Origin of the sequence: Limnohabitans sp. DM1, from assembly GCF_001269385.1 — a bacterium.
Classification (GTDB): domain Bacteria; phylum Pseudomonadota; class Gammaproteobacteria; order Burkholderiales; family Burkholderiaceae_C; genus Limnohabitans_A.
On sequence record NZ_CXOO01000048.1, the window covers coordinates 71,705 to 95,833 of the forward strand.

The 24,129-nt window shown below is 62.7% G+C and carries 21 protein-coding genes; 9 read left to right on the plus strand and 12 right to left on the minus strand.

Features of this window, described 5'->3' with window-relative positions; genetic code table 11:
• Positions 1–2: 2 nt before the first annotated feature.
• The 3 genes from AMM33_RS17835 to AMM33_RS17845 are packed head-to-tail and all read right to left on the minus strand — an operon-like array spanning position 3 to position 3,739.
• Complete coding sequence (locus AMM33_RS17835; RefSeq protein ID WP_090142621.1) at positions 3–917, minus strand: enoyl-CoA hydratase/isomerase family protein; 915 nt, start codon at positions 915–917, stop codon at positions 3–5.
• Positions 918–928: 11 nt separating this feature from the next.
• Positions 929–2,095, minus strand: coding sequence for an acyl-CoA dehydrogenase family protein (locus tag AMM33_RS17840; protein ID WP_090142622.1), 1,167 nt, complete (start codon positions 2,093–2,095; stop codon positions 929–931).
• 21 nt (positions 2,096–2,116) lie between these two features.
• Positions 2,117–3,739, minus strand: a complete 1,623-nt coding sequence (locus AMM33_RS17845; protein ID WP_090142623.1) for an acyl-CoA carboxylase subunit beta — start codon at positions 3,737–3,739, stop codon at positions 2,117–2,119.
• A 134-nt stretch (positions 3,740–3,873) separates the two neighbouring features.
• On the opposite strand from AMM33_RS17845, the gene AMM33_RS17850 reads away from it, so the two are divergent.
• The 5 genes from AMM33_RS17850 (at position 3,874) to AMM33_RS22680 (ending at position 7,689) form a co-directional block, all read left to right on the plus strand.
• Positions 3,874–4,686, plus strand: coding sequence for an IclR family transcriptional regulator (locus tag AMM33_RS17850; RefSeq protein WP_090142624.1), 813 nt, complete (start codon positions 3,874–3,876; stop codon positions 4,684–4,686).
• Positions 4,687–4,730: 44 nt separating this feature from the next.
• Positions 4,731–4,985: a hypothetical protein gene (locus AMM33_RS22755; RefSeq protein ID WP_369802473.1), complete on the plus strand. Its 255-nt coding sequence runs from the start codon at positions 4,731–4,733 to the stop codon at positions 4,983–4,985.
• Entirely contained in the window at positions 4,964–5,761 is a 798-nt protein-coding gene (locus tag AMM33_RS17860) for an enoyl-CoA hydratase-related protein (RefSeq protein WP_090142625.1), read from the plus strand. The genes AMM33_RS22755 and AMM33_RS17860 overlap by 22 nt, the downstream gene beginning before the upstream one ends.
• 75 nt (positions 5,762–5,836) lie before the next feature.
• Positions 5,837–7,477, plus strand: coding sequence for a 3-(methylthio)propionyl-CoA ligase (locus AMM33_RS17865; RefSeq protein ID WP_090142626.1), 1,641 nt, complete (start codon positions 5,837–5,839; stop codon positions 7,475–7,477).
• 80 nt (positions 7,478–7,557) lie between these two features.
• Positions 7,558–7,689, plus strand: a complete 132-nt coding sequence (locus AMM33_RS22680; RefSeq protein ID WP_255350712.1) for a hypothetical protein — start codon at positions 7,558–7,560, stop codon at positions 7,687–7,689.
• Between the two features lie 224 nt (positions 7,690–7,913).
• Here the strand turns inward: AMM33_RS22680 and AMM33_RS17870 are convergent, their stop codons facing one another.
• Positions 7,914–8,900, minus strand: a complete 987-nt coding sequence (locus AMM33_RS17870) for an acrylyl-CoA reductase (NADPH) (RefSeq protein WP_090142627.1) — start codon at positions 8,898–8,900, stop codon at positions 7,914–7,916.
• A gap of 137 nt (positions 8,901–9,037) precedes the next feature.
• Entirely contained in the window at positions 9,038–9,922 is an 885-nt protein-coding gene (locus tag AMM33_RS17875; protein ID WP_369802472.1) for a DMT family transporter, read from the minus strand.
• Positions 9,923–10,057: 135 nt separating this feature from the next.
• Here AMM33_RS17875 and AMM33_RS17880 point away from each other — a divergent pair, with 135 nt between their 5' ends.
• Both AMM33_RS17880 and AMM33_RS17885 read left to right on the plus strand, forming a co-directional pair.
• Complete coding sequence (locus AMM33_RS17880) at positions 10,058–11,641, plus strand: alkaline phosphatase D family protein (protein WP_090142628.1); 1,584 nt, start codon at positions 10,058–10,060, stop codon at positions 11,639–11,641.
• Positions 11,642–11,704: 63 nt separating this feature from the next.
• Positions 11,705–12,328 (plus strand): TetR/AcrR family transcriptional regulator, encoded by a 624-nt coding sequence (locus tag AMM33_RS17885; protein WP_090142629.1) that lies wholly within the window; start codon positions 11,705–11,707, stop codon positions 12,326–12,328.
• A 33-nt stretch (positions 12,329–12,361) separates the two neighbouring features.
• Here the strand turns inward: AMM33_RS17885 and gap are convergent, their stop codons facing one another.
• The 6 genes from gap to AMM33_RS17915 all read right to left on the minus strand — a co-directional run bounded on the left by gap (position 12,362) and on the right by AMM33_RS17915 (position 18,365).
• The gene (gene gap, locus AMM33_RS17890; protein WP_090142630.1) at positions 12,362–13,360 is read right to left on the minus strand and encodes a type I glyceraldehyde-3-phosphate dehydrogenase; all 999 of its coding nucleotides are present in this window, start codon (positions 13,358–13,360) and stop codon (positions 12,362–12,364) included.
• A gap of 346 nt (positions 13,361–13,706) precedes the next feature.
• Entirely contained in the window at positions 13,707–14,258 is a 552-nt protein-coding gene (locus AMM33_RS17895; RefSeq protein ID WP_228768215.1) for a C40 family peptidase, read from the minus strand.
• 50 nt (positions 14,259–14,308) lie between these two features.
• Positions 14,309–14,944: a response regulator transcription factor gene (locus AMM33_RS17900; protein ID WP_090142631.1), complete on the minus strand. Its 636-nt coding sequence runs from the start codon at positions 14,942–14,944 to the stop codon at positions 14,309–14,311.
• Positions 14,945–15,018: 74 nt separating this feature from the next.
• Positions 15,019–16,209 (minus strand): alpha/beta fold hydrolase, encoded by a 1,191-nt coding sequence (locus AMM33_RS17905; RefSeq protein ID WP_228768216.1) that lies wholly within the window; start codon positions 16,207–16,209, stop codon positions 15,019–15,021.
• Positions 16,210–16,396: 187 nt separating this feature from the next.
• Complete coding sequence (locus tag AMM33_RS17910) at positions 16,397–17,608, minus strand: MFS transporter (RefSeq protein WP_090142632.1); 1,212 nt, start codon at positions 17,606–17,608, stop codon at positions 16,397–16,399.
• Positions 17,609–17,882: 274 nt separating this feature from the next.
• A complete protein-coding gene (locus tag AMM33_RS17915; RefSeq protein WP_090142633.1) occupies positions 17,883–18,365 on the minus strand; it encodes a DUF4148 domain-containing protein in 483 nt (160 codons plus the stop codon).
• A gap of 208 nt (positions 18,366–18,573) precedes the next feature.
• On the opposite strand from AMM33_RS17915, the gene AMM33_RS17920 reads away from it, so the two are divergent.
• Positions 18,574–19,506: a LysR family transcriptional regulator gene (locus AMM33_RS17920; RefSeq protein WP_090142645.1), complete on the plus strand. Its 933-nt coding sequence runs from the start codon at positions 18,574–18,576 to the stop codon at positions 19,504–19,506.
• 216 nt (positions 19,507–19,722) lie between these two features.
• Here the strand turns inward: AMM33_RS17920 and AMM33_RS17925 are convergent, their stop codons facing one another.
• On the minus strand, positions 19,723–20,436 hold the full coding sequence (locus tag AMM33_RS17925; protein WP_090142634.1) for a YebC/PmpR family DNA-binding transcriptional regulator: 714 nt from the start codon (positions 20,434–20,436) through the stop codon (positions 19,723–19,725).
• 619 nt (positions 20,437–21,055) lie between these two features.
• On the opposite strand from AMM33_RS17925, the gene AMM33_RS17930 reads away from it, so the two are divergent.
• Complete coding sequence (locus AMM33_RS17930; protein WP_090142635.1) at positions 21,056–24,127, plus strand: Ig-like domain-containing protein; 3,072 nt, start codon at positions 21,056–21,058, stop codon at positions 24,125–24,127.
• Positions 24,128–24,129 lie beyond the last annotated feature (2 nt).

Here is a 24,129-nt window from a genome sequence, read left to right on the forward strand (position 1 = left end):
GGTCACTTGGGTGCGGACGCTGGGCCGGGTTGGGGAGCGTGGAGGGGAGCGTGGTGGGGGTCGCTTTGGGGTTCGCGGCTCAGGCCATGCAGGCGCGCCACGTCGGCCGCTTGCAGCGTGGCGGACCAGCTTGGGGCGCGGCGTTCGCGGAAAGCCGCAATGCCTTCAGCGCCTTCGCCGCGCATGCATTGCGCAAAGCGCTGCGCGGCGTCGTCGAGCCAGGCACCCAGTGATGGGTCACCGGCCACCTCACGCGACAGCAAAGCCTTGAGCGAGCGGTTGGCCTGCGGGCCGCAAGCCAGGATGCGGCTGAGCCACTGTGCCTGCAACGCGTCGAGTGCAGTGCTGTCAGCGGCCAGCGCATCCACCAGGCCCAGCTGCTGGGCCAGCGTGCCGCTCACGCGTTCACCGCTCAGCCCCAGGCGCAGCGCTACACGGCGGCCCACGCGTGCCTGCACAAAGGGCGCGATCTGCGCCGGGATCAGGCCCAGGCCAGTTTCGCTCAGGGCAAAGCGGGCGTCATCGGTGGCTAGCACGATGTCGGCGCAGCAGGCCAAGCCCATGCCGCCGCCCATGGCCGCACCTTCGACCACCGCCAACACGGGCATGGGCAGGGCGGTGAGAGCCTGCAGCAGATGCCCAAAGGCGCGGTTGCGGCTGACCACGGGGTTTTCGCCGTCTTGAGCACTGGCCTGCAAACGCGACTGAAAGTTGCCCACATTGCCGCCCGCGCAGAAAAAGCCCGCGCTGCCGCGCAGCACCAAGGCGCGCACGGCATCGTTCTGTGCGGCCTGGATGACCACATGGGCCAGCTCGGCCACCATGTCGGGCGACAGGGCGTTGCGTGTTTCGGGTCGGTGCAGTGTGATCCAGAAAATGTCGTGCGTGTGCTGCACCAGCAAGTGTTGGTAGTTCATGTCGGTCGCCTTCAACCAGCCGGGTCCATCAGGCCCATCTTGCGGGCAATCACCATCAGCATCACTTCGTCGGCGCCGCCACCAATCGAGCCGAGCCGGTAGTCGCGGTAAGCGCGCGAGACGCGGTTGTCCCAGGTGTAGCCCATGCCGCCCTGGAACTGCATGCACCAGTCGGCCACGTCGCGCCCCAGGCGTCCGGCCTTGAGCTTGGCCATGGAGGCCAGCTCGGTCACGTCCTGCCCCTGCACATAGGCGTGGGTGGCCATGTAAATCAGGCCGCGCAGCGCTTCGATTTCGGTCTTGAGCTCGGCCAGCTTGTACTGAATGAACTGGTTGTCGAGCAGCGGTTTGCCAAAGGCCACGCGCTGGCGCAGGTAGTCAGCGGTTTCTTCGATCAGCTCGATGCTGGCCAGACGCCGCGCCGCGCCGTCCAGGCGCTCTTCCTGGAACTGCTTCATCTGGTAAATGAAGCCCATGCCTTCTTCGCCAATGCGGTGGCGCACCGGCACACGCACCTCGTCAAAAAAGATCTGCGCGGTGTCCGAGCTCCACATGCCAAACTTCTTGATCTTTTGCACCTCCACACCCTTGGCGCGGCGGCCTGCCGCGTCCTTGAGCGGCACGATGATGAGCGACTTGTTCTTGTGTGAGGGGCCGTCCGAGGTGTTGCACAGCAGGCAGATCCAGTCGGCCTGTGTGCCGTTGGTGATCCACATCTTGGAGCCGCTGATGACGTAGTCGTCGCCATCGCGCCGCGCCCGGGTTTTGAGCGAAGACACGTCCGAGCCCGCGCCTTGCTCGCTCACGCCGATGCTGCACACCACCTCGCCCGCAATCGCTGGGGCCAGGAACTCGCGCTTGAGTTCATCCGAACCAAAACTGGCCAGCGCCGGGGTGGCCATGTTGGCCTGCACACCAATGCCCATGCCCACGCCCTGGGCCTTGACGTAGCCAATGGCCTCGGCCGCAGCCAGTGCGTAGCTGAAGTCCAGGCCCATGCCGCCATAGGCTTCGGGTTTGGTGATGCCCAGAAAGCCCAGTTGCCCCATCTTGCGAAAAACTTCGTGGGCGGGAAAGATTTCGGCGGCTTCCCATTCGTCCACAAAGGGGTCGATTTCGGCGCTGATGAAGCGGCGGATGCTGGCCATCAGTTCGTGGTGTTCGGGTGTGTAGATCATGGTGAGACTTTCCTCAGAAATTCAGAAACGGGGCACGGCGAACTGCATCGCGTGCGGGCTGCGGGCAGCGGCTTCGCGCACGGTGGCCAGCAAGAGCGAGAGCACATCGCGGGTTTGGCGCGGGTCGATGATGCCGTCGTCGAGCAAATGGCCGCTGGTGTAAAAGGCGCTGGCCTGGCTTTCGAACAGGGCCACGATCTCGGCCTTTTGCGCTTGCAGCCGCGCCTCGTCCACCGGCTTGCCGCTGCGCTCGGCCTGTTGGCGCGCCACGATGTCGAGCGTGGTGGCGGCCTGCTCACCGCCCATGACGGCCGAGCGGGCGTTGGGCCACGAGAAACAAAAACGCGGGTGAAACGCACGCCCGCACATGCCGTAATTGCCCGCGCCAAACGACGCGCCGCAGTGCAGCGTGATGTGCGGCACCTGCGAGTTGCTCAGTGCCTGGATCATCTTGGCGCCGTGCTTGATCATGCCGGCCTCTTCGGAGGCGCGGCCCACGATGAAGCCGGTGGTGTTTTGCAAAAACACAATGGGCGTGCCCGACTGGTTGCACAGGTGGATGAACTGCGCCGCCTTGGTCGCTCCTGCCGGGTCGATGGGGCCGTTGTTGCTGATGAAAGCCACCGCATACCCGTCGATGCGGGCGTGGCCACACACGGTGGCGCTGCCGTAGTCGGGCTTGAAGTCGAGCCAGGCCGAGTCGTCCACCAAGCGGGCAATGATTTCGCGCATGTCGATGGGCTGGCGGTGCTCCAGCACCATCACGCCGGCCAGTTCGTCGGGCGACAGCCGGGGTGGGCGCGGGGCTTGTGTGGGCGCGGCCACTGCAGCACGCGGCCAATCGATGGCGGCCAGCACCTCACGGGCCAGGGCAATCGCGTGGGCGTCGTCTTGCGCCACGTATTCGGCCAGGCCGCTGACGGTGGCGTGCATGTCGGTGCCGCCCAGCGCTTCGTCGGTCGCAATCTCGCCCGTGGCGGCCTTGAGCAAAGGCGGCCCTGCCAAAAAGGCCTTGGCTTGGCCGCGCACCATGATCACGTAGTCCGACAGACCCGGCATGTACGCCCCGCCAGCGGTGGACGAGCCGTGCACCACCGTGAGCACCGGCAGGCCGGCCGCTGACAGGCGCGCCAGGTTGTAGAACATGCCGCCGCCCCGGATGAATTTTTCAACGCGGTATTTGCGCAAGTTGGAGCCTGCCGACTCCACCAGGTGCACAAAGGGCAGCTTGTTTTGCAGCGCGATCTCCTGGCAGCGCATGAGCTTTTGGTTGCCCGCTTCGGTCAGCGCTCCGGCGTCGATGCCCGAGTCGGTTACGACCACCATGCAGCGCACGCCGCTGACCTGGCCAATGCCCGCCAGCTGCGAACCACCGGGCACACAACGCGACAGGTCGGGGTCGTCCATGCCGTAACCGGCCAGCGTGGCTAAAGGCAAAAACGGCGCGCCGGGGTCGAGCAGCTGCGCCAGGCGTTCGCGCGGCAGCAAAGCGCCGCGTTTGGCAAAGCGCTCGGCCGATTTGGCCGACGCGTCGCTGGCGCGTTGCTCCAGCGCATGCCAGTCGTCGATCAGTTCGAGCATGCCTTGTCGTTGCGCGGCAAAGGCGTCCGACGCGGGGTCAATGCGGGTTTGAAAAGTTGTCATGTCGTTTGGAAAAAGTGTCAGCGCCCCGTGTGGGCAGGGCATGGCCTATTGCACCGCAGCAGCTGGGCAGAAGCCAGCGTGTCAGGGCAGGCTGTGCATAATGTGCACATGGTGCTTTCCCTGATGTGTCTCCCATGAATGAGCTTGCCAAAGCTGCGCCCCGGCCAGGCGCGCAGAGCATCGAGCGCGCCATGGGCCTGGTCAACCTCGTGGCCTGCCACCACGATCAGGGCATCAGCTTGCAGGCCTTGGTGCAAGCCAGCGGCCTGGACCGCACCACCGCCTGGCGCATGCTGGGCAGCCTGCAGCACGCGGGCCTGGTCGAGCGCGAGGAGGGCAGCGGCCTGTTCCGCATGGGTGTGCAGGCCACGGCCTGGGGCGCGGTCAGCCTGGGGCAGGCGGCCCTGGTCCGACAGTGCCAACCCACCATGAAAACCCTGGCGCGCCTGAGCGGCGACAACGTGTTTTTGGTGCTGCGATTGGGCGACTACAGCCACTGCCTGCATCTGGAGCAAGGCGCGTACGCCGTGCCGGCTTTTCGCCAGACCGTGGGTGAAACCCGCCTGCTGGGCCTGGGTGTGGCCAGCATCGCCATGCTGGCGGTGCTGGACGATGCCGACGTGCAGGCGCACCATGCCCGCCACGCAGCCCAGTACGAACTCGAAGGTGTCGCACTTGCACAACTGCAGCGCTGGGTACAAGCCACGCGCCAGCGCGGCCACGCTTACCGCAGCACAGCAGGCATCGCGGCGGTGGGCCTGCATTGGCAGCTGGGCCAGGCGGCCATCGCGGCCCTGTCCATCGGCGCTTCACGCACCCGCCTGCCCTTGGGCCGGGCGGCCGAACTGGCCGCGCTGATGCGCAAGCACTGGCCCCAGCTGGCCGTCCCCCTGCCTGAGCGGCGCTCCCGCCGCGATGAACCGTTGGAGACCCGGTCATCATGCTGAAGCACCGATCCCGCCCACCGAGCGGGCGCTCAAAAAAAGCGGGCATGAAGATCGACGACATCGACCTGAACGAGGTCAAAGAAGCCTTGGCCTCGGAGCCGCTGGCCTGGCTCAAGGCGCTGGGGGCCGACCGGGCACGCTTGGATGTGAACGGCGGCGCGATTGCGCTGGGTCTGCGTGACCGACCCTTGATCGGCTATAAAGTCATGGCCGAAGAATCGCCTGGCTTCGAAGTGACTGATGGGGCGCCAATCGCGCCAGACTGGAAGGAAACGCCATGGATGAAACGCCCATTTTGATTGACCGCCAAGGCGATGTGGCTTGGTTGCGCTTGAACATTGCCCAGCGGCTGAACCCTTTGGCGCAGCCGCTGCAGCAGGCGATGCGTGAACAGTTGGCCGTTTTGCGCGAAGACCGCTCGGTGCGGGCACTTGTCATCACAGGCCAGGGAAAAGCTTTTTGCGTGGGTGCTGACCTGGGCAGCATGCAAACACCTTCAGGGCAAAGTTTGGGGCAGCAAACAGCCGATGTGATGGAGAGCCTGTCCAATCCACTGATTGAAGACATTCAAAGCCTGCCTTTTCCGGTGGTCAGTGCTGTCAACGGACCCTGTGCAGGCGCTGGTGTGGGCTTGGCCCTGGCAGCAGACTTGGTGGTGGCGGCGCAGTCGGCTTACTTTTATTGGCCTTTCATGCCGCGCCTGGGCATCGTGCCGGATTTGGGCAGCACCTGGTTCTTGCTCCGCTCAGTGGGTCGGGCCCGGGCTGTGGGGCTGAGCCTTCTGGGTGAACGCTTGTCGGCTCAGCAAGCGCAGGACTGGGGGCTGATCTGGCGTTGTGTTGAAGACACGCAATTGACACAGTTGGCCCAAACGCTGGCGGTGCGATTGGCGCAGTTGCCCGCACATGCGGCGCAGGAAATTCGGCGCAGCTTCGACCATGCTGAAAGCGCAACATTGTCAGAGCAGCTCAGTTATGAAGCCTCACGCCAGCGTGAATTGATTGACCGCCCCGAGTTTGCCGAAGGCGTTCGCGCCTTTTTGGAGAAACGTGATCCAAAGTTTGCGCCGCGTTGAAACTGGGTGCAAAACTGCACAGCTTTCATGGCGAGTCCGCTGATGCAGCTTATTCAAAACGTACAGGAGACCCACATGCTACAAGGCCTGATGCAAGACCGCCCACTGCTCATTTCTTCACTGATCGAGCACGCTGCCACGTTTCACCCCGACACCGAAATTGTGTCGCGCCTGCCCGAAGGGCATGTGCACCGCACCACCTGGAAGGGCATCGCACAGATGTCCCGGCAAGTGGCCAATGCCATGCAGGCCTTGGGCATTCAGCAGGGCGACCGTGTCGGCACGCTGGCCTGGAACTCCTACCGCCATCTGGCGCTGTACTACGGGGTGTCGGGTTGCGGTGCGGTGTTGCACACGGTCAACCCGCGCCTGTTTCCGGAGCAGATCGACTACATCGTCAACCATGCCGAAGACCAGGTGCTGTTTTTTGACCTGAACTTTGCACCTCTGGTGGCGCAGTTGGCGCCCTCACTCAAGTCGGTCAAGACCTTTGTGGCCATGACCGACAAGGCGCACATGCCCGACATCGGCGTGCCCAATGTGCTGTGCTTTGACGACTTGCTGGCTTCGCACAGCAGCGAATACACCTGGCCTGAATTTGACGAGCGCAGCGCTTCTTCGCTGTGCTACACCTCGGGCACCACCGGCAACCCCAAAGGCGTGCTGTACTCGCACCGCTCCACGCTGCTGCACACTTTGATGGAGTTGGCACCGGACACCTTTGGCATCAGCTCGGCCGAGACCCTGATGCTGATCGTGCCCATGTTCCACGCCAACGCCTGGGGGGCGCCATATGCCGCCGCCATGGTGGGGGCCAAGCTGGTGCTGCCCGGCCCGCATCTGGATGGCGAGAGCGTGTACAACTTGATGAACCAGGAGCGCGTGACTTTCTCGCAAGGCGTGCCCACGGTCTGGATGATGCTGTTCCAGTACCTCGATGCCAACCCGCACCTGGACCCCAAGGCCTTGGGCGTCAAGCGCGTGGGCATTGGCGGTGCAGCGGTGGCTCGCGGCATGCTCGAACGCTTTGAAAACCAGTTCGGCGCCGAAGTGGTGCAAGGCTGGGGCATGACCGAGACCAGTCCGATTGGCGTGATCAGCAAACTGCTGCCCAAGCATGCGAATGTGCCTGCCGAAGACCTGATCAAGACCAAACTCAAACAAGGCCGTGGCGTCTGGGGTGTGGACTTGAAGATCGTCGATGCAAACGGCCAGGCCCTGCCCTGGGATGGCGTGGCATTTGGCCACCTGCATGTGCGCGGCCCGTGGATTGCCGGCGGCTACTTCCGCCGCGAAGGCGGCGAGGTGCTCGACGACGAGGGCTATTTCCCTACGGGTGACGTGGCCACCATCGACCCCGATGGTTACCTGCAACTGGTGGATCGTGCCAAGGACGTGATCAAGTCGGGCGGCGAGTGGATTTCATCGATCGATGTGGAAAACACCACCAATTCACACCCGGGTGTGGCCGAATCGGCCGTGATCGGCGTGGCGCATCCCAAGTGGCAAGAGCGCCCGCTTTTGCTGGTGGTGCGCCGTGCCGGCACGCAAGTCGAGGCTAAAGAACTGCTGGACTATTTGTCATCACGCATTGCCAAATGGTGGCTGCCCGACGACATCGTGTTTGTGGACGCTTTGCCACACACAGCCACGGGCAAACTGCTCAAGACCCAACTGCGCGAACAGTACCGCGACCACCGTTTGCCCACGGCTTGATGCGCAAGATGGACACCGCGCACGGCGCTTGATCGAAAGCCTGGGCGCGTTCAAAATCGCCCTTCACGCATTTGCAGGGCATGCGCCTGTTGTTCATGCGTGCAGAGGCAGGCCTCTTATCAGGCTCAGCCCATGCGGTGTTGGGCGGCAAGCCCTGGGTCGTTGGCAAAGCGCAGCTGCCCAACGCACAGGGGGCGTTGGTGGACTATTGATCTGGCCCGATGATGTTTGAGCCGTGTGTTGCCAGTTGGGAAGATTTTGTGGGAGCTTGCCAGCCAAGCGAAAAGCCTGTGGTCCACAAGCGTCAGATCGCCAGCAGGGCTAGCTCCCACAAGCTGCAAGATTGAAGTCATTGTGCAGACTTCACAGGGCAGGATCAATAAGCCTTGTGACCGGCCTTGCGCACTTTGCGGTCCCAAGGCGCCTGGCTCAAACTTCAGCCGTTCACATTCACAACGATCCGCCCGCGCACCTGGCCCGCCAAAATCTCGCTGCCCAGCGCCACAGCATCGGCCAACCCCACTTCGCGGGTCATGCGCTCCAGCAGCGCGGTGTCCAGGTCTTGGGCCAAACGCGCCCAAGCCGCTTCTCGCAAGGCGCGCGGTGCCATGACGCTGTCGATACCCACCAGTGTCACGCCGCGCAAGATGAAGGGCGCGACCGAGCCGGGAAAGTCCATGCCTTGCGCAAGGCCGCAAGCCGTGACCACGCCGCCGTATTTGGTGCTGGCGCAGGCGTTGGCCAGGGTGTGGCTGCCCACGGTGTCGACCACGCCGGCCCAGCGCTCTTTGGCCAGCGGTTTGCCCGGCGCTGACAGTTCGGCCCGGTCCATCACGTCGGCCGCGCCCAGCTGGCGCAGGTAGTCGGCTTCTTGCATGCGGCCGGTGCTGGCCACCACGCGGTAACCCAGCTTGGCGAGCAGTGCAATGGCCACGCTGCCCACGCCGCCGCCTGCACCGGTGACCAAAATGTCGCCACTGCCTGGCGTGACGCCGTGCTGTTGCAGCGCCATCACGCACAGCATGGCGGTGTAACCGGCCGTGCCAATGGCCATGGCCTGGCGCGGGGTGAAGGCGGCAGGCAGTTTCACCAGCCAGTCGCCTTTCAGGCGCGCCTTTTGCGCCAGACCGCCGCTGTGGCTTTCGCCCACGCCCCAGCCGTTCAGAACGACTTTGTCGCCCGCCATGAACAGCGGGTGCTGGCTGTCGGTCACCGTGCCGGCTAGGTCAATGCCGGGTGTGAGCGGAAATTTACGCACCACGGGCGATTTGCCGGTGATGGCCAGGCCGTCTTTGTAGTTGATGGTGGAGTAGTCCACCTGCACCGTCACATCGCCTTCGGGCAGTGCGCTGTCATCGAGCGTTTGCAGGGTGCAGCGGTAACCGGCGTCGTCTTTGTGGATTTGCAGGGCTTGGTAAGTCATGGGGGTCTTTCTATCAAAGGGGTGAATGGTCTTTTGTTGGAGCCCACATCGCGGGCGATGGTTTTCAGCGGGGCGTGTGCCACGCCCCATCGCCCACGGGGTGGGCTCCTACATGAGGATGACGTGGTGTACAGGCTTCATTTTCGGTTGACCAGCACAATGCCCACGGCCACCAGAGCCAAGGACAAGGCCAGGGTCAAGGTCACGCTTTCGCCCAGCCAGAGCATGCCAAACAGCAGCGCGAACAGCGGTGTCAAAAAAACAAAGGCCGAAATTTGGGTGGACGGGTAGCGGCCCAGCATCCACATCCAGGCCAGATAACTGGCGAACGCGCCCACCAGGGTTTGCACGGCCACCGAGCCGATTGCGAAACCGCTCCAGTGGCCGCCCCAGGACTCGCCCAGCAGCAGTGACAGCAGGGCCAGCACCACAGAGCTGATGCCCAGTTGGTAAAACAGCAGTTTTTCGGCGGCCAGGCGCGTGAGGTTGGCTGCCCGGATGGCCACGGTGGTCAGGCCCCACAAGGCACCCGCCGCCAGGCCCATCAGGTCGCCGGTGGCACCGCCGCCGCCAAAGCCATCGCGAAGGGCGAACGCCACCGCCGCAAAAGCGCAGGCCATGCCCAGCCATTGCAAGGGGCGCAGGCGTTCGGTGTGGATGAACAAAGGCACCAAGGCCGCCACCCAAAAGGGCGAGGTGTACAAAAACACAGTCAGGCGCGAGGCCGAGGTGTGCTTGAGCCCGATGTAGATGAAGGCAAATTCGGCGGCAAACAGGCAACCCACCAGCAAGCCCGCCCACAGGCTGCCGTCGCGCGCAAACAGGCGCACCCCGCGCCATTGGCACCACAAGCACAACAGCAGCGTGGCCCCGACACCGCGCACCGCCGACTGAAACACCGGGGGCAATTCGTCCACGGTGGCTTTCACCAGGACCTGCTGAAAGCCCCAGAACATGCAGCACACCAGCAATATGCCCACAGCCAAGGCGTCCAGGTGGTCTTTGCGGATTTTTGTGGGCATGGTCATGCAGGCCATTGTGCCGCCGTCTGTCGTGCAAGGCTGTCACCAGCAGGCGCTGCATCACTGGGGCAGTGAAGGGGCCGGGTTAATATGGAAGTAGAACATTTGCCATGCTGACCCGAAAGCTTTGCTGACATGAACCGATCTCTTTTGACCCGCCGAGATGTGCACCGTCGGGCCATGGCGCTGGCCTTGATGCCGTGGCTGGGCGCGGCAGCACAGGCGCAGGCTTTGTCGGGTTCAGCCACTGCCGCCCAAGGGCCGCGCTGGCAGGTGGATCCCTTCAGTTTGGGTGTCGCCAGCGGCCAGCCGCAGCCGGGCAGCGTGGTGTTGTGGACGCGCCTGCGCATCACCGAGGCCGATGCGGCCCTCAAGGCCCAAACGATCAGCGTGGTGTGTGAGGTGTTTGCCGATGCCGCCTTGCGCCAGCCGGTGCGCCAGTGGCGTGTGCAGACCGATGCCACCCGCGCCCACAGCGTGCATGTGCTGGCCCAGGGGCTGCAGCCCGGGCGGCATTACTGGTACCGCTTTGTCTGCGGCAACGCCACCAGCCCGGTGGGCCATGCGCGCACCAGTCCGGGCCTGAACGATGCGGTGGACCGCTTGCGCATCGCCTTGGCGTCTTGCCAGCATTACGAGCAGGGCTTTTATGTGGCTCACCGCGAGATGGCCCAGCGCGATCTGGACCTGGTGCTGTTTGTGGGCGACTACATCTACGAAAGCTCCAACCCCCGATACATGCTGCGCAAGCATCAGGGCGGTGTGCCTCGGCAGCTCGATGAGTACCGCGAACGCCATGCGCAATACAAAACCGATGCCGATCTACAGGCCTGTCACGCCGCGCACAGCTGGGTCATGACCTGGGATGACCACGAGGTGGTCAACGATTACGCCAACGACCTGGACCGTAACTACACCGATCCGCAGGTGTTTTTGCGCCGTCGGGCGGCGGCTTATCAGGCTTACTTTGAGCACATGCCGTTGCGCCTGGGGCCAGACCCGGCCAACACCAGCCAGATGCGCATTCACGACCGCATGGCCTGGGGGCGCCTGGCGGACCTGTGGACGCTGGACTGCCGCCAGTACCGCGACCACCAGGCCTGCCCGGACCCCAACCGGGGCGGCGGCCGTGTGGTGATGGGTTGCGAAGCGCTGGCTGATCCCTCCCGCACCATGCTGGGCACGGCGCAAGAGCAATGGTTCACCGAAGGCCTGAGCAGCAGCACCAAACGCTGGAAGCTGGTGGCGCAGTCCACCCAAATGAGTTCGAGCGGCGTCAACACGCCACTGGGACGCAGCGCCTTCACCGATGGTTGGGACGGCTACCCGCAGGCGCGGGCTCGGCTGCTCAACAACGTCGCCCAGGCGCGTGTGCAAAACGTGCTGATGTTGGGCGGTGATGTGCACATGAACGTGGCCGCCCAATTGCGGGTGCAGGCGGGCGACGAGCGCTCGCCCGTGGTGGCCAGCGAGTTGGTGAGCACCTCCATCACCTCGCGGGGTCTGGGCGAAAAACTGCTGGCGCAAATCCGCGACAGCAACCCCGACATCCTGCATGCGCGTTCGGATGAGCGCGGCTACACCCTGATCGACGTGAAGCACGAAGGCGTCAGCGCCCAGTTCCGAACCACCACCAATCCGGCGCAGGCCGACGGGGTGCTCAAAACGCAGGCGCGGTTTCAGGTGCAGTCAGGCGTGGCGGGCATCTTGCCAAATTGAGTTGTGGCACTTCAAAAGGTGACTGATGAGTCATGTTTTAGCCTTGGGCGCTAGAATGAAAGAATGAACACTGAAGACACAAAACCGCTGAAAAAGTCATTCAAAGTCCAAATGCTGGCAGCCCGAGAATCGGCCATCATTGAATCTGTCAACCGCTTGCTGGCCGACAAAGGTTTTGACGCGATGACCGTGGACGAAGTGGCCGCTGAGGTGGGCATCGCCAAGGCCAGTCTTTACAAGCATTTCCCCAGCAAGGAAGAACTCGCTTGTGCCGCCATGGTCACGGCCATGCAACGCGCCCAGGCCTTCATCGCGCAAGTGCCCCCAGAGCAAGCACCCTTGGACAAACTCAAGGCCGTCACGCGCTGGACCATGACGCTCAAGCTGCAAGGCCAGATGCCCTCTTTGCCCAGCCAGAACTCCAGTCTGCGCGCCACTTTGATGGGCAGTAAGGATTACATGGATGGCCTCATGGAAGTCAGCGACGCACTGGGTGGCTGGATCGAGCAAGCCCAGGCGCAAGGCGCCATCAACCAAGCCTTGCCTCCCGTCGCCGTGCTCTACACCTTGTTTGCCCGCGCCTGTGACCCGGTGCTGGAGTTCCTCAAAATGGGCGAACAACACAGCGACGAACAAATCCTGGACATGGTCATGAGCACCTGCTTTGACGGCTTGAACGCCCGCTGAGCAGACGTCCGTTTCACACGGTGCTTGTTGTGCTCAGCGCGCCACCACCCGCGCCATCTCCAGGCACTTGTTGGAGTAACCCCACTCGTTGTCGTACCAGGCCACCACCTTGATGAAGGTGCTGTCCAGCGCAATGCCCGCGTCGGCGTCAAACACGCTGGTGCAGACTTCGCCACGGAAGTCGGTGGACACGACCTTGTCGGTGGTGTAACCCAGCACGCCTTTCAAGGCGCCTTGGCTTTGCGCCTTCATCTCGGCGCAGATTTCGGCATAGGTGGCCGGGGTTTGCAGCTCGGCTGTCAGGTCCACCACCGACACATCCGACGTGGGCACGCGAAACGACATGCCCGTCAATTTGCCTTTGATGGCCGGGATCACCACGCCCACCGCCTTGGCCGCGCCTGTGCTGCTGGGGATGATGTTTTCCAGAATGCCGCGTCCCCCGCGCCAGTCTTTGTTGCTGGGGCTGTCCACGGTTTTTTGGGTGGCCGTGGCCGCGTGCACCGTGGTCATCAGGCCGCGCTTGATGCCCCATTTGTCGTTGAGCACCTTGGTGATGGGGGCCAGGCAGTTGGTGGTGCAACTGGCATTGCTGATGATGGCTTGGCCCGCATAGGTGTCGTGGTTCACGCCGTACACAAACATGGGTGTGTCGTCCTTCGACGGGGCCGACATGACGACCTTTTTGGCGCCAGCAGCCAGGTGCTTGCCTGCGCTGTCCTTGTCCAGAAACAGGCCGGTGGCTTCGATCACCACATCGGCGCCGACCTCGTTCCACTTCAGATTGGCCGGGTCGCGCTCTTGCGTCAGGCGAATCTTTTGACCATTCACCACCAGGGTTTTGCCCTCCACGGCGATGGTGCCCTTGAAGCGGCCATGCACGCTGTCGTATTGCAGCATGTAAGCCAGGTAATCGGGCTCCAGCAAGTCGTTGATGCCGACGATCTCGACGTCGTTGAAGTTCTGCACCGCTGCACGCAGCACCATGCGGCCAATGCGGCCAAATCCGTTGATACCGATTCTTGTGGTCATGACAGTCTCACTTTCGCGGGTAAGTGGGTAGAGGTTTGTGGGTGGAAAACCGTCTGCATGACTTGCAACGGTTCATGTAACCATCGTATGCGAATTCATGAAACTTTGTTACATATCGAAGGGTTTATGGAAGTTTGTTCTGGGTTTGTAACTGCCACTGATCCGTTTATCGCCCAACAGACAAACTGTGAAAAATTCAATCTTCAAGGGTGTTGTAGGTTGGCGGTCAAAGACCCCGACATGGTCCTTTGGCAAAACCCATCATGTCGGGCTCTGCGAGTGCCGACCTGCGAGATGACATCTCTCACGCATTTCAAACTTCAGCGTGCCGGATCAATACATTGATTCAGTCCAACAAAGTCTGCGCGCCTTCAAAGCGCTGGGCGTAGTAGCGGTTGCTCAGCGCATCCATGCGCACGCCGGTGCGGGGATTGCTGGCATGGACAAATTTGTTGTTGCCCACGTACACGCCCACATGCGAGTGGCGGGCGCCAAGGGTGTTGAAAAAAACCAGATCGCCGGGCTGCAGTTGAGAACGGTCAATGGGCCGTGATTGACGCCCCAGATCGGCCGACGTGCCCTTGACCGGGATGCCCACCGCTTCTCGGTACACATGCGAGACCAGCCCGGAACAGTCAAAGCCAGTGGCCGGGCCGCGACCGCCCCAGGTGTAGCGGGTGTCCAGCAGCGACATGGCAAACAAGGCCAGATCGTTGCGCTGGCTTTGGGTGCGGCTGGGGTCAGCCGGTCGAGTTGGGGGCGTGGCCCTGGGTGCGTTGGAGGGGGTGGATGCCTGCCGCGTGGAAGAGCATCCTGCCAACATCATCCCCACACATCCGGCCAATGGAGCCATGATCCGCCAAGTGCGCGCAAGTGGATGGGGGGTATGGACGGGCATGGGCGAATTGTAGGTCGGCGCGCGCAGCGACCCATCTGCGTCATCAGCATTCAGTCCAGGGCGCGCAGCAAATTGGCCAGTTCCACCGCCGATTTGACTTCCATCTTGTCGAAAACACGGGAGCGGTGCACTTCGACGGTGCGCACGCTGATGTCGAGCTGGTCAGCGATCAATTTATTGGGCAGGCCTTCGACCACCAGGCGCATCACGTCGCGTTCGCGTTCGGTCAGTTCGCCAAGCCTTGATTGCAACAGATGCTGCTGGTGGCGGGCCATCAGGCGCTCATGTGACAGGTTCAGCGCCTGTTCGATTCGGTCCACCAGTGCGTTGTCCGAAAACGGCTTTTCACAAAAATCAAAGGCGCCACGTTTGACACTGTCCACCGCTGTGGGCACATCGGCGTGCCCCGTCAAAAAAATCACGGGCCAGGCTTTGGCGATGCCGCTGGCCATCAATTGCTCAAACAGGGCCAGACCACTCAGGCCAGGCATGCGCACATCGAGCAGGATACAGCCCACTTGCTCTGGCAAAACCTTGCCCCTTGTGTCCAGCATTTGCATAAAAGCCTCAGCGCTTTCAAACGATTCGCTCATCAAACGCCGCGTGCGCAGCAGCCAGGCCATGCCTTCGCGCACGCTGATGTCGTCATCAACGATGTAAACCATGCTGTCTAGTGGGGAGTGCATGCAGGCATTTTAGGGCGCACCGATGGCCTGACCCATGGCCAATGCAGCGGCCATTCAGACTTTGGCAGAGGCTCTCAAAGCTTCAAAAATTGCAGCAAGGCCTCGTTGAACGCTTGGGCGTGCGACACGTTCAGCCCGTGGGGGGCACCGCTGATGCGCACCATTTGGCTGTGTGGCACGGCGTGGTGCGTGCGCTCACCCGAGCCGGCGATGGGCACGATCGCATCCGCATCGCCGTGAATCACCAGCGTGGGCACGGTCAGCTTTTTCAGATCGTCCCGAAAGTCGGTGGTTTGGAAGGCGTCCATGCAAGCCAGTGCCGCATGCTGCGCCGATTGGCGGCACAGGGCGACGGCCTCCTGGCGCGCCTCTTCGCTGACCTGCAGCACGCCATTGGCCGAGAAAAAATTGTGCGTAAAGGTCTCAAAGAAAGCTTCGCGGTCTTGTTCCAGCGCTTGCCTGGAGGCCTGGGCTTTTTCGGGCGTCAGCGGGCCATCGGGGTTGTCAGGCGACTGCATCAGGCAAGGCGGCACGGCAGCGGCAAAGACCACGCTGTGCAGGCGTGACTCTCCATAGCGCTCGACGTAGCGCGCCACTTCGCCCCCGCCCATGGAAAAGCCGACCAGCGTCACTTGCTGGAGTCCGCGCTCAAGAATGACTTGGCGCAGGTCGTCGGCCAAGGTGTTGTAGCTGTAGTCCGAATCGGGTTTGTCCGAGCGGCCAAAGCCTCTGCGGTCATACGTGACCACCCGGTAACCAGCCGCTTGCAGCGGCGGCACCTGGGCTTGCCAGGCCTGTCCCGACAAGGGCCAACCATGGATCAGCAGCACTGCACGGCCGTCACCGCCTGTGTCTTCGATGTGCAGGTGCACGGCGGGCGTGGGGGTCGATACTGGTGCGTCCATCGGATCAGACGGTGGCCATGGTGCGGGCGAAGGTCCAGAAGTCGTGGGCGCGCTGCTGGCGTCTGCATCGATGGCTTCGGCGGCTGTGCCTCCCAATGCGCCCACCACGGCACCCACACCTGCACCCACCATCGCCCCCACGGGGCCAGCCACCATGCCGCCCACAGTGGCCCCCGTGGCGGCACCGGCCACCATGACGCTGCCGGTCACGACCGCCGCCGTCTCGCGTTGTGATTCTTCTTCGGTCAGTGCAAATTGCGCAGAGATGTTGGGGTCTTGTGAAGGCACCCCGTGGCCAGGTCGCGCCTGCGCGGCCAGGTCATCGTCTTGCGGCGGAATGTTGGATGGCAGTCGGGTCATGGGCATCTCCGGTGGGTTGGGGTGCACGGTCAGGCAGACTGCTGGCGCAGCGCCCAGAACACGACACACCATAGGACCGGCGCCGGGCGTGCGTCTGTGTGGCAACGTACGACCTTGGCAAACCGCATCCGGTAGACCGCGTTCGGCAGACCTCTAGCCTTTGCCATGCAGAGCCAGTGCAAGAACTTCAAGGCCGGGTTTTCAGGGCCTGTCTTTGTGCCATCCACAAGGCGGCAGTGGCCAACAAGCTGGCCAGCAGCAGCCACCACAAGGCCAGGCCATAACCGTGCTCGGGAGACCAGAGCACACCCATGGTCAGGGGTGCCGCTGCCCGGGCCAGGGCGATGGGCAGGCCCAGCAAGCCATTGAGCTGTCCCACATGCTCGCGGCTGACGTATTGCGCCATGGCCGTGCCTTTGACGATGGTGTTCATGCCATTGCCCAGACCATAGAGCAGAACAAACACCATGGCGGGCAGCGCCTGCAGGCCAAAGACGATCAGCACCAGCAAGCCCGAGGGAATCAGCATCGGAATCCAGCGGTTGGCGGTGTGCACGTCCCAATAGCGCTCGAACACAAACAGCACAAATCGGCCAATGACCTGGATCACGCCAATGGCCGCCGGAATGGCGATCACCCAGGCCGGTGGCAACTTGGCTTCTTCAAGCAAGGCGATCATGTGGGCGGGCAGGGCCGAGGTGACCGCCATCATGAGCAATGAAAAAACCGCCAACAGCCAAAAGGGCGTTTGCCGCAAATGCGCTTTCACCGAGACGCGGCGCTCACGCTGGCCCTCGTCCTGACGCACAGACCCAGGCGCGCCTTGCAACAACCAGGCATGCAGCGGCGCGCACAGAAAAAGCTGCAGCGCCGCCAAGGCCCACAGCGCATGGCGCCAGCCCCACAGCGCAATCCACCAGCTCGACAGCGGAATGAACACCGTGCTGGCCAGGCCCCCTAAAAATGTCAGGGTGATGATGGCGCGTCGAAAGTCTTGCCCAAAACGCCGCGTGACCACGGCAAATGCGGGCGAGTAAAGCGTGGCCGCCAGGCCCAGACCCAGCCACACCCAAACGGCATAAAAGCCGCTGACCGACTGCACCTGACTGTGCGCCAAAAGCCCCACCCCCACCCAGACCGAGCCCAGTGTCATGACCCAGCGCTCGTGGCCATGGTCGATCCAGCGGCCAATCAGATAAGCCATCAGGCCCTCGGCCAGCAAGGCCAGGCTGAAAGCCAGCGACGATTCGGCCCGGTTCATGCCCAGCTCGGCTTCGAGCGGCGTCATGAGCAAAGAGAAGGTGTAGAACACGCTGCCCCAGGTGATGAGCTGCGGCAAGGACAGCCAGACGCTGAACGGCCCCAAAGCCAGCGAAGCGGGACGACGGAAAAAATGCATCCGACGATTATCGTGAAGTCAACATGAAAGCCCCGCCGGGTCAGCAGCTCCTATAGATTCGGCCGGTGAAGTCTGAGCCGTGTGTTGCCCGTTGGGAGGATTTAGTGGGCGCTTGCCAGCCAAGCGAAAAGCCTGTGGTCCACATGCGTCTGATCGCCAGCAGGGCTGGCTCCCACCAGGTGAAAGATTGAAGTCACCCTGCAAACTTCACAGGGCCGTGTCACCTCTGGCGCCCTGTCTGGGCATGGGCCATGGCCCGGCAAAGAAAGCGCGTTCAGATGTGGCGACCGTAGCGTTGTGGGTACATCTGGTTCAGCATGAGACCACTTTCACCGTGGTCGGGCATGTTGCCTGTGCGGATGGCCTCAGCCAATTCGGCCTTGACTTCATTGCGGGTCTTGGCCTGAAGGACAGGCTTGGCGGGATACAGGCCAGGGCTCACTTCATGGGCTTTTTGCTGGGTTTCGCCGTTGACGACAAAGTTACCGGTGCGAATGGCCTCGGCCAGTTCAGCCTTGACTTCATCGCGGGTCTTGCTTTGCACAGCAGGCTTGGCGGGATACAGGCCTGGGTTCACTTCATAGGCTTTTTGCTGGGTTTCGCCGTTGACGACAAAGTCGCCCGTGCGAATGGCTTCGGCCAGTTCGGCTTTGATTTGCTCGCGAGTTTTGGGGGCAGAGTCGTCAGCGGCCATGGCATGGCCAGCAGCCAAGGCGGCAACAGCGAGGGTGATGGCGGAGAGGGTAGAGCGGTTCATGATCAGGTTTCCTTGAAAGTTTGAAAAACGGTCTGCCTGTCGGATTGACGGGGCTTTGACCTGATCGGTGAAGCGTTGGTTGAGAGCGCTGCATCGATGGGTTGAACTTTAAAATTTCTGAATCAATAGAAAAACAAGCAAAAATACATTGGGTCATTTCTGAATAAGAAACAATAGAGACCTTGAAATCCAGTTTATGGAGAGCCTCATGGACCGTTTGTTGTCGATGCGCGTGTTTGAGCGTGTGGTGGACGAGGGAGGCTTTGCAGCCGCTGCAAGGGCGCTGGACATGTCAGCGCCTGTGGTGACGCGTCTGGTGGCCGATCTGGAAGAGTACCTGGGCACGCGTTTGCTGCAACGCTCGACCCGCCGCCTGTCGCTGACCGAGGCGGGCCAGCAGTACCTTGGCCGTGTGCGCAACATCTTGCAAGACATTGACGAAGCCGACGCGGTGGTCAGCGCGCAGACCACCGATCTGGCGGGCCTGCTGCGCCTGCACGCGCCACCGGTGCTGGCCACCTATGTGATCGCGCCCTTGCTGGCGGAGTTTCGCAGGCGCTATCCCAAGATCCTGATCGAGCTGGAAGTGGAAAGCCTGCGCGAGCCGCCCATTGAAGACTTCGACATCACCTTGCTGGGCACCGATGACAGCTTTGATGGCGATGTGATTGCACGCAAGGTGCTGGAGTCCGAAGCCATTTTGGTGGCTTCGCCCGAGTACTTGCGCCGACGTGGCACGCCGCAGCAACCGCAAGAGCTGGTGCAGCACGATTGCTTGCGCCTGAAAATGCCGCACATCAGGCCCCGCGTGTGGCAAATGTGGTGTCCGGACAATGCAGCGCAGCCCACCGAGGTCGACATCCAGCCCGTGCTGCTGGGCAACCACACCGACAGCTTGCTGCGCGCGGCCATCGATGGGGCGGGCATCATCTCGGTGGCGGTGGACCTGGTGGCGCCTTATCTGACACGCGGTGAATTGGTGCGCGTGCTGGCCCCCTGGATCACGGGCCGATTGAGCATGTATGCAGCTGTGCCCACCCGCAAATTCATGCCACAACGCACTCGGGTTTTTCTCGACTTTCTGGTCGAGGAGACCCGTTTGCAAACCGCCAAAGCCGTGCAGGCTTGCGCCGCCTGCTGAAGCCCCTCTGTTGGAGCCCATGGCGCTGGACCTGACCGGGGTCTTCACCATGACGCCTGGCGTCTTCAAGCACCGATGGATTCATGGCGGCGATCCGCCTTGCCAAGCCAGACGGCATCCAAGCCGATGACTGCGGCCCCCTGTGCGGGGTCTCGATGAGGCGCCCACAGGACGAAAAAAAAGGGCCTGTCAGGCCCTTTGTTGTGGATGGCTTTTTTAAGCCGCCAAACCCACAAACACGTTTTGCACGTCGTCATTGTTGTCAATGGCGCCCAGAAAGGCCTCGACTTCTTCGAGCTGCTCGGCGCTCAGATTGGCCGGATTGACCGGGTTTTTGGGCTTGTAGCCCAGCTTGGCCGACACAACAGTGAAACCGTGCGCAGGCAGGGCACGGCTGACCAGGTCCAGGTCGGTCGCTTCCGTGATGAACACGGTCACGCCGTCCTCGTCGGCCGGCTCAAAGTCTTGTGCACCCGCTTCGATGGCGGCCAATTCGGGATCGGCCCCCGGCTGCGTCGGCTCTGCTTCGATCAGGCCCACATGGTCAAAGTCCCAGGACACCGAGCCCGACGTGCCCTGCTGGCCCTTGCGAAACAGCACGCGCATTTCCGAGGCTGTGCGGTTCACGTTGTCGGTCAACACTTCGATCATCACGGGCACTTGGTGCGGGGCAAAGCCTTCGTAAATCACGAGTTCAAAGCTCACGGCATCGCCCAACAGGCCCGCGCCCTTTTTGATGGCGCGCTCCAGGGTCTCTTTGGGCATGGAGACCTTGCGGGCCTGTTCGACCACCAGGCGCAAGCGCGAGTTGGCGGCAGGGTCGGCGCCGTTGCGGGCCGCGATCATGATGTCTTTGGCCAAACGGCCAAACAATTTGCCTCTGGCATCGGCAGCTTGCGCTTTACCCTTTGCTTTCCACTGTGCGCCCATGGGAGTGTTCCTGGTTGGTCGGCCGAGGCGTTTCGCCGCATCAGCCGAATTCATTGATGTGGGCGCGCGCTCAGTAAAAGCCAGCAGCATGCCCAAAGACCCCCAAGTTTAAACGCGGCAGTTGGCCTTGATTCCCCCTTGCGGAGCGTCGCCGTCGCCGCGTTAGACCGTCGCAGCCCACACGACCCATTGCCCCGAGGGCAGGGCTTTCATCAAAAAGCCAAACGCCTGCCTGTCGCTGCAGACTTCGATGGGCAGGATTCCTAAAAAGTGCGGTGAGTACCCCAATTAGCTATTTTGAAATGTCAATTTTGACAATAACCTCAGCATGAAACCGTCAAAGATGACATTTGAAGTTCATTGATTGATTTCAGACATTTTTTTCAAAACAAGACGGCGCCGGGGTGATCGGTAACGCAGCCATGTCACCTGCCCCGCTCCAGCGACTGTCGCCCCTTGCTCAAAACCTCCGGGTTCAGCGAGGGCTTTGTCACGTCTGGACAGAAGTCCTTGGATGGCTTTCCCTGTCGGACGCTGAGAGCGCCGACCCTCACACCGCGCGTGCGCCAAGCTTGGCTGGCCGCGTCTGAACCGCATCACTGAGACAGAGATATTTTTTATGAACGGCTTGACCAACCCATTGATTGCCATCACTTCTGACAAGGCGCGTCTGTCGGCCAGTCAAACGGCTTTGCTGACCTTCACGCTGAGTGAACCAAGCAGCAATTTCACGGCTGAAGATGTCACTGTGCTGGGCGGAAGCATGAGTGAGTTTGTGCAAAGTGCAGCTGACCCGCTGGTGTACACCGCGATCTTCACCCCCGCCCCCCAGGCGCTGAGTGCGGTGGTGTTCGTGGCCAGCCAAAGTTTCAGCAATGTGGCGGGCATGGTCAACGAAGATGGCAGCGAGAGTGACAACGTGGTGTCCATGGCGATTACGCCGCTGGTCGACGCCCCACCCCCCAGCATCGCGATCAGCACCCCCAAAACGGCGTTGAATCCGGGTGAAGCGGTCACAGTCACGTTCACCCTCAGCGAAGACAGCAGCGATTTCACGGCAGCAGATGTCACGGCCCTGGGCGGCAGCCTGAGCAATCTGACAGGCAGCGGCAAGGTTTACACCGCCACCTTCACCCCCACAGCCGGTGCGCGCAGCGCCATGCTGTTTGTGGACAGCAACCGCTTCACCAACGCCTCGGGCCAGGTGAACGTCGACGGGGCTGAAGGCAACAACGTGGCGACTTTCAGCATTAACGCCGCGCCTGTGACACCGCCGCCGCCTTCACCTGCTGCACCTCTGGCGCCCGTGGTCAACCTGGACGTCAGCAGCGACAGCGGCCTACTGGGGGACAAACTCACCCACGACAGCACCCCCACCCTGAGTGGCACAGGCACGGCGGGCGATGTGATCACCGTCAAAAACGCCGCAGGCGCCGTCATCGGCACGGCCACCGTGGCGGCCAACGGCAGCTGGCACATCACACCCGCAGAGCCGCTGCCCGAGGGCCTGAACACCCTGAGCGTCACCGCCAGCAACGCCACGGGCCAAACCAGCACCGTGGTCAGCCTGCCCCTCAGCATTGACAGCGCCACACCTACGGTGACCATCAGCACGCCCAAAACCGTGCTGGCAGCGGGCGAGGCGGTCACCGTCAGCTTCACCCTGTCAGACAACAGCAGCGATTTCACGCTGGCCGATGTCACGGCCCTGGGTGGCAGCCTGAGCCAACTGACCGGCAGCGGCAAGCTCTACAGCGCCACCTTCACGCCCACAGCCGGTGCGCGCAGCGCCATGCTGTTTGTGGACAGCGAACGCTTCAGCGACGCTGCAGGCAACTTCAACAAGGACGGAGCCGACAGCAACAACGTGGCGTCTTTCAGCATCCAGGCAGCCGTCGTCACACCCCCGCCAACTCCACCCGTTCCCCTTACGCCGGTGGTCATGCTCGACACCAGCAGCAACAGCGCCAGCCTGGGCGACTCACTCACCAGCGACAGCACACCCACCCTGAGTGGCACCGGCACGGCGGGTGATGTGATCACCGTCAAAAACGCAGCAGGCGCTGTCATCGGCACGGTCACAGTGGCGGGCAACGGCACTTGGCGCATCACGCCCACAGCGCCGCTGCCCGAAGGCCTGAACACCCTGAGCGTCACCGCCAGCAACGCCACGGGCCAAACCAGCACCTCTGTCAGCCTACCCATCACGATCGACAGCGCCACCCCTACGGTGGCCATCAGCACGCCCAAAACCGTGCTGGCAGCAGGCGAGGCGGTCACCGTCAGCTTCACCCTGTCAGACAACAGCAGCGATTTCACGCTGGCCGATGTCACGGCCCTGGGTGGCAGCCTGAGCCAACTGACCGGCAGCGGCAAGCTCTACAGCGCCACCTTCACGCCCACAGCCGGTGCGCGCAGCGCCATGCTGTTTGTGGACAGCGAACGCTTCAGCGACGCTGCAGGCAACTTCAACAAGGACGGAGCCGACAGCAACAACGTGGCGTCTTTCAGCATCCAACCCGTGGCGGTGGCGCCATCCGCGCCCCTGGCCGCGCTGGCCGCAAGCAGCGACAGCGGCGCACTGGGCGACAAACTGACCAACGACAACACGCCCACGATCAGCGGCAAGGGCAACGCTGGCGACGTGATCACCGTCAAGGACGATTCAGGTGCCGTGGTCGGCACGGCCACCGTGGCCACCAACGGCACTTGGAGCGTCACACCCATCAATGCGCTGCCCTCAGGGCTGAACTCTCTGCGCGTCACGGCGACCAACTCGGCCGGATTGACCAGCGCCGCAACGCCGCTCGCTCTTACCCTCGACAACACCGCATCGGTGGCGCCTGTCGCCAATCTGGATGCTTTGAGCGACAGCGGTCTGCTGGGCGACCAACTGACCAAGTACACGACGCCCACGATCAGTGGTATCGGCACTGCGGGTGAAGTCATTACAGTCAAAGACCCCTCTGGCGCAGTCATCGGCACCGCCACCGTGGCTGCCAACGGAACGTGGAGCGTCACACCCACGGCAGCGCTGGCCTCTGGCGCGAACAACCTGAGCGTCACCACCACCGACACTGCGGGCAACACCAGCCCAGCCACGCCGCTGGTCATCACCCTAGACACCACGGCCTCTGCCGCCCCGACCGCCATGCTGGACGCGAGCAGCGACAGCGGTGTGCTGGGTGACCAACTGACCAACGACACGACGCCCACGATCAGTGGCACCGGCACTGCGGGCGAAGTCATCACAGTCAAAGACGCCGCTGGCGCCGTGATCGGCACTGCCACCGTAGCGGCCAACGGAACGTGGAGCGTCACACCCACGGCAGCGCTGCCCTCGGGCGCGAACAACCTGAGCGTCACCACCACCGACACTGCGGGCAACACCAGCCCAGCCACGCCGCTGGTCATCACCCTCGACACGGCCACACCTGCCGCGCCAACCGCTCCGACAGCAAACCTGGACACCAGCAGCGACAGCGGTGTGCAGGGTGACAACACCACCAACGACACCACGCCCGCGATCAGTGGTACAGGTACAGCGGGTGAAGTCATCACCCTCAAGGACGCCGCCAATGCCGTGATCGGCACCGCCACCGTGGATGTCAACGGCACCTGGACCATCACACCCTCCGCGATGCTGCCCTCCGGTGCAAACACCCTGAGAGATCGGAAGAGCGTCGGGTAGGG

Coding starts and splice junctions, on each gene's coding strand:
- AMM33_RS17835 (WP_090142621.1), bottom strand. CDS start 917: ATGAACTACCAACACTTGCTGGTGCAGCACACGCACGACATTTTCTGG.
- AMM33_RS17840 (WP_090142622.1), bottom strand. CDS start 2,095: ATGATCTACACACCCGAACACCACGAACTGATGGCCAGCATCCGCCGC.
- AMM33_RS17845 (WP_090142623.1), bottom strand. CDS start 3,739: ATGACAACTTTTCAAACCCGCATTGACCCCGCGTCGGACGCCTTTGCC.
- AMM33_RS17850 (WP_090142624.1), top strand. CDS start 3,874: ATGAATGAGCTTGCCAAAGCTGCGCCCCGGCCAGGCGCGCAGAGCATC.
- AMM33_RS22755 (WP_369802473.1), top strand. CDS start 4,731: ATGAAGATCGACGACATCGACCTGAACGAGGTCAAAGAAGCCTTGGCC.
- AMM33_RS17860 (WP_090142625.1), top strand. CDS start 4,964: ATGGATGAAACGCCCATTTTGATTGACCGCCAAGGCGATGTGGCTTGG.
- AMM33_RS17865 (WP_090142626.1), top strand. CDS start 5,837: ATGCTACAAGGCCTGATGCAAGACCGCCCACTGCTCATTTCTTCACTG.
- AMM33_RS22680 (WP_255350712.1), top strand. CDS start 7,558: ATGCGCCTGTTGTTCATGCGTGCAGAGGCAGGCCTCTTATCAGGCTCA.
- AMM33_RS17870 (WP_090142627.1), bottom strand. CDS start 8,900: ATGACTTACCAAGCCCTGCAAATCCACAAAGACGACGCCGGTTACCGC.
- AMM33_RS17875 (WP_369802472.1), bottom strand. CDS start 9,922: ATGCCCACAAAAATCCGCAAAGACCACCTGGACGCCTTGGCTGTGGGC.
- AMM33_RS17880 (WP_090142628.1), top strand. CDS start 10,058: ATGAACCGATCTCTTTTGACCCGCCGAGATGTGCACCGTCGGGCCATG.
- AMM33_RS17885 (WP_090142629.1), top strand. CDS start 11,705: ATGAACACTGAAGACACAAAACCGCTGAAAAAGTCATTCAAAGTCCAA.
- gap (WP_090142630.1), bottom strand. CDS start 13,360: ATGACCACAAGAATCGGTATCAACGGATTTGGCCGCATTGGCCGCATG.
- AMM33_RS17895 (WP_228768215.1), bottom strand. CDS start 14,258: ATGCCCGTCCATACCCCCCATCCACTTGCGCGCACTTGGCGGATCATG.
- AMM33_RS17900 (WP_090142631.1), bottom strand. CDS start 14,944: ATGCACTCCCCACTAGACAGCATGGTTTACATCGTTGATGACGACATC.
- AMM33_RS17905 (WP_228768216.1), bottom strand. CDS start 16,209: ATGACCCGACTGCCATCCAACATTCCGCCGCAAGACGATGACCTGGCC.
- AMM33_RS17910 (WP_090142632.1), bottom strand. CDS start 17,608: ATGCATTTTTTCCGTCGTCCCGCTTCGCTGGCTTTGGGGCCGTTCAGC.
- AMM33_RS17915 (WP_090142633.1), bottom strand. CDS start 18,365: ATGAACCGCTCTACCCTCTCCGCCATCACCCTCGCTGTTGCCGCCTTG.
- AMM33_RS17920 (WP_090142645.1), top strand. CDS start 18,574: ATGGACCGTTTGTTGTCGATGCGCGTGTTTGAGCGTGTGGTGGACGAG.
- AMM33_RS17925 (WP_090142634.1), bottom strand. CDS start 20,436: ATGGGCGCACAGTGGAAAGCAAAGGGTAAAGCGCAAGCTGCCGATGCC.
- AMM33_RS17930 (WP_090142635.1), top strand. CDS start 21,056: ATGAACGGCTTGACCAACCCATTGATTGCCATCACTTCTGACAAGGCG.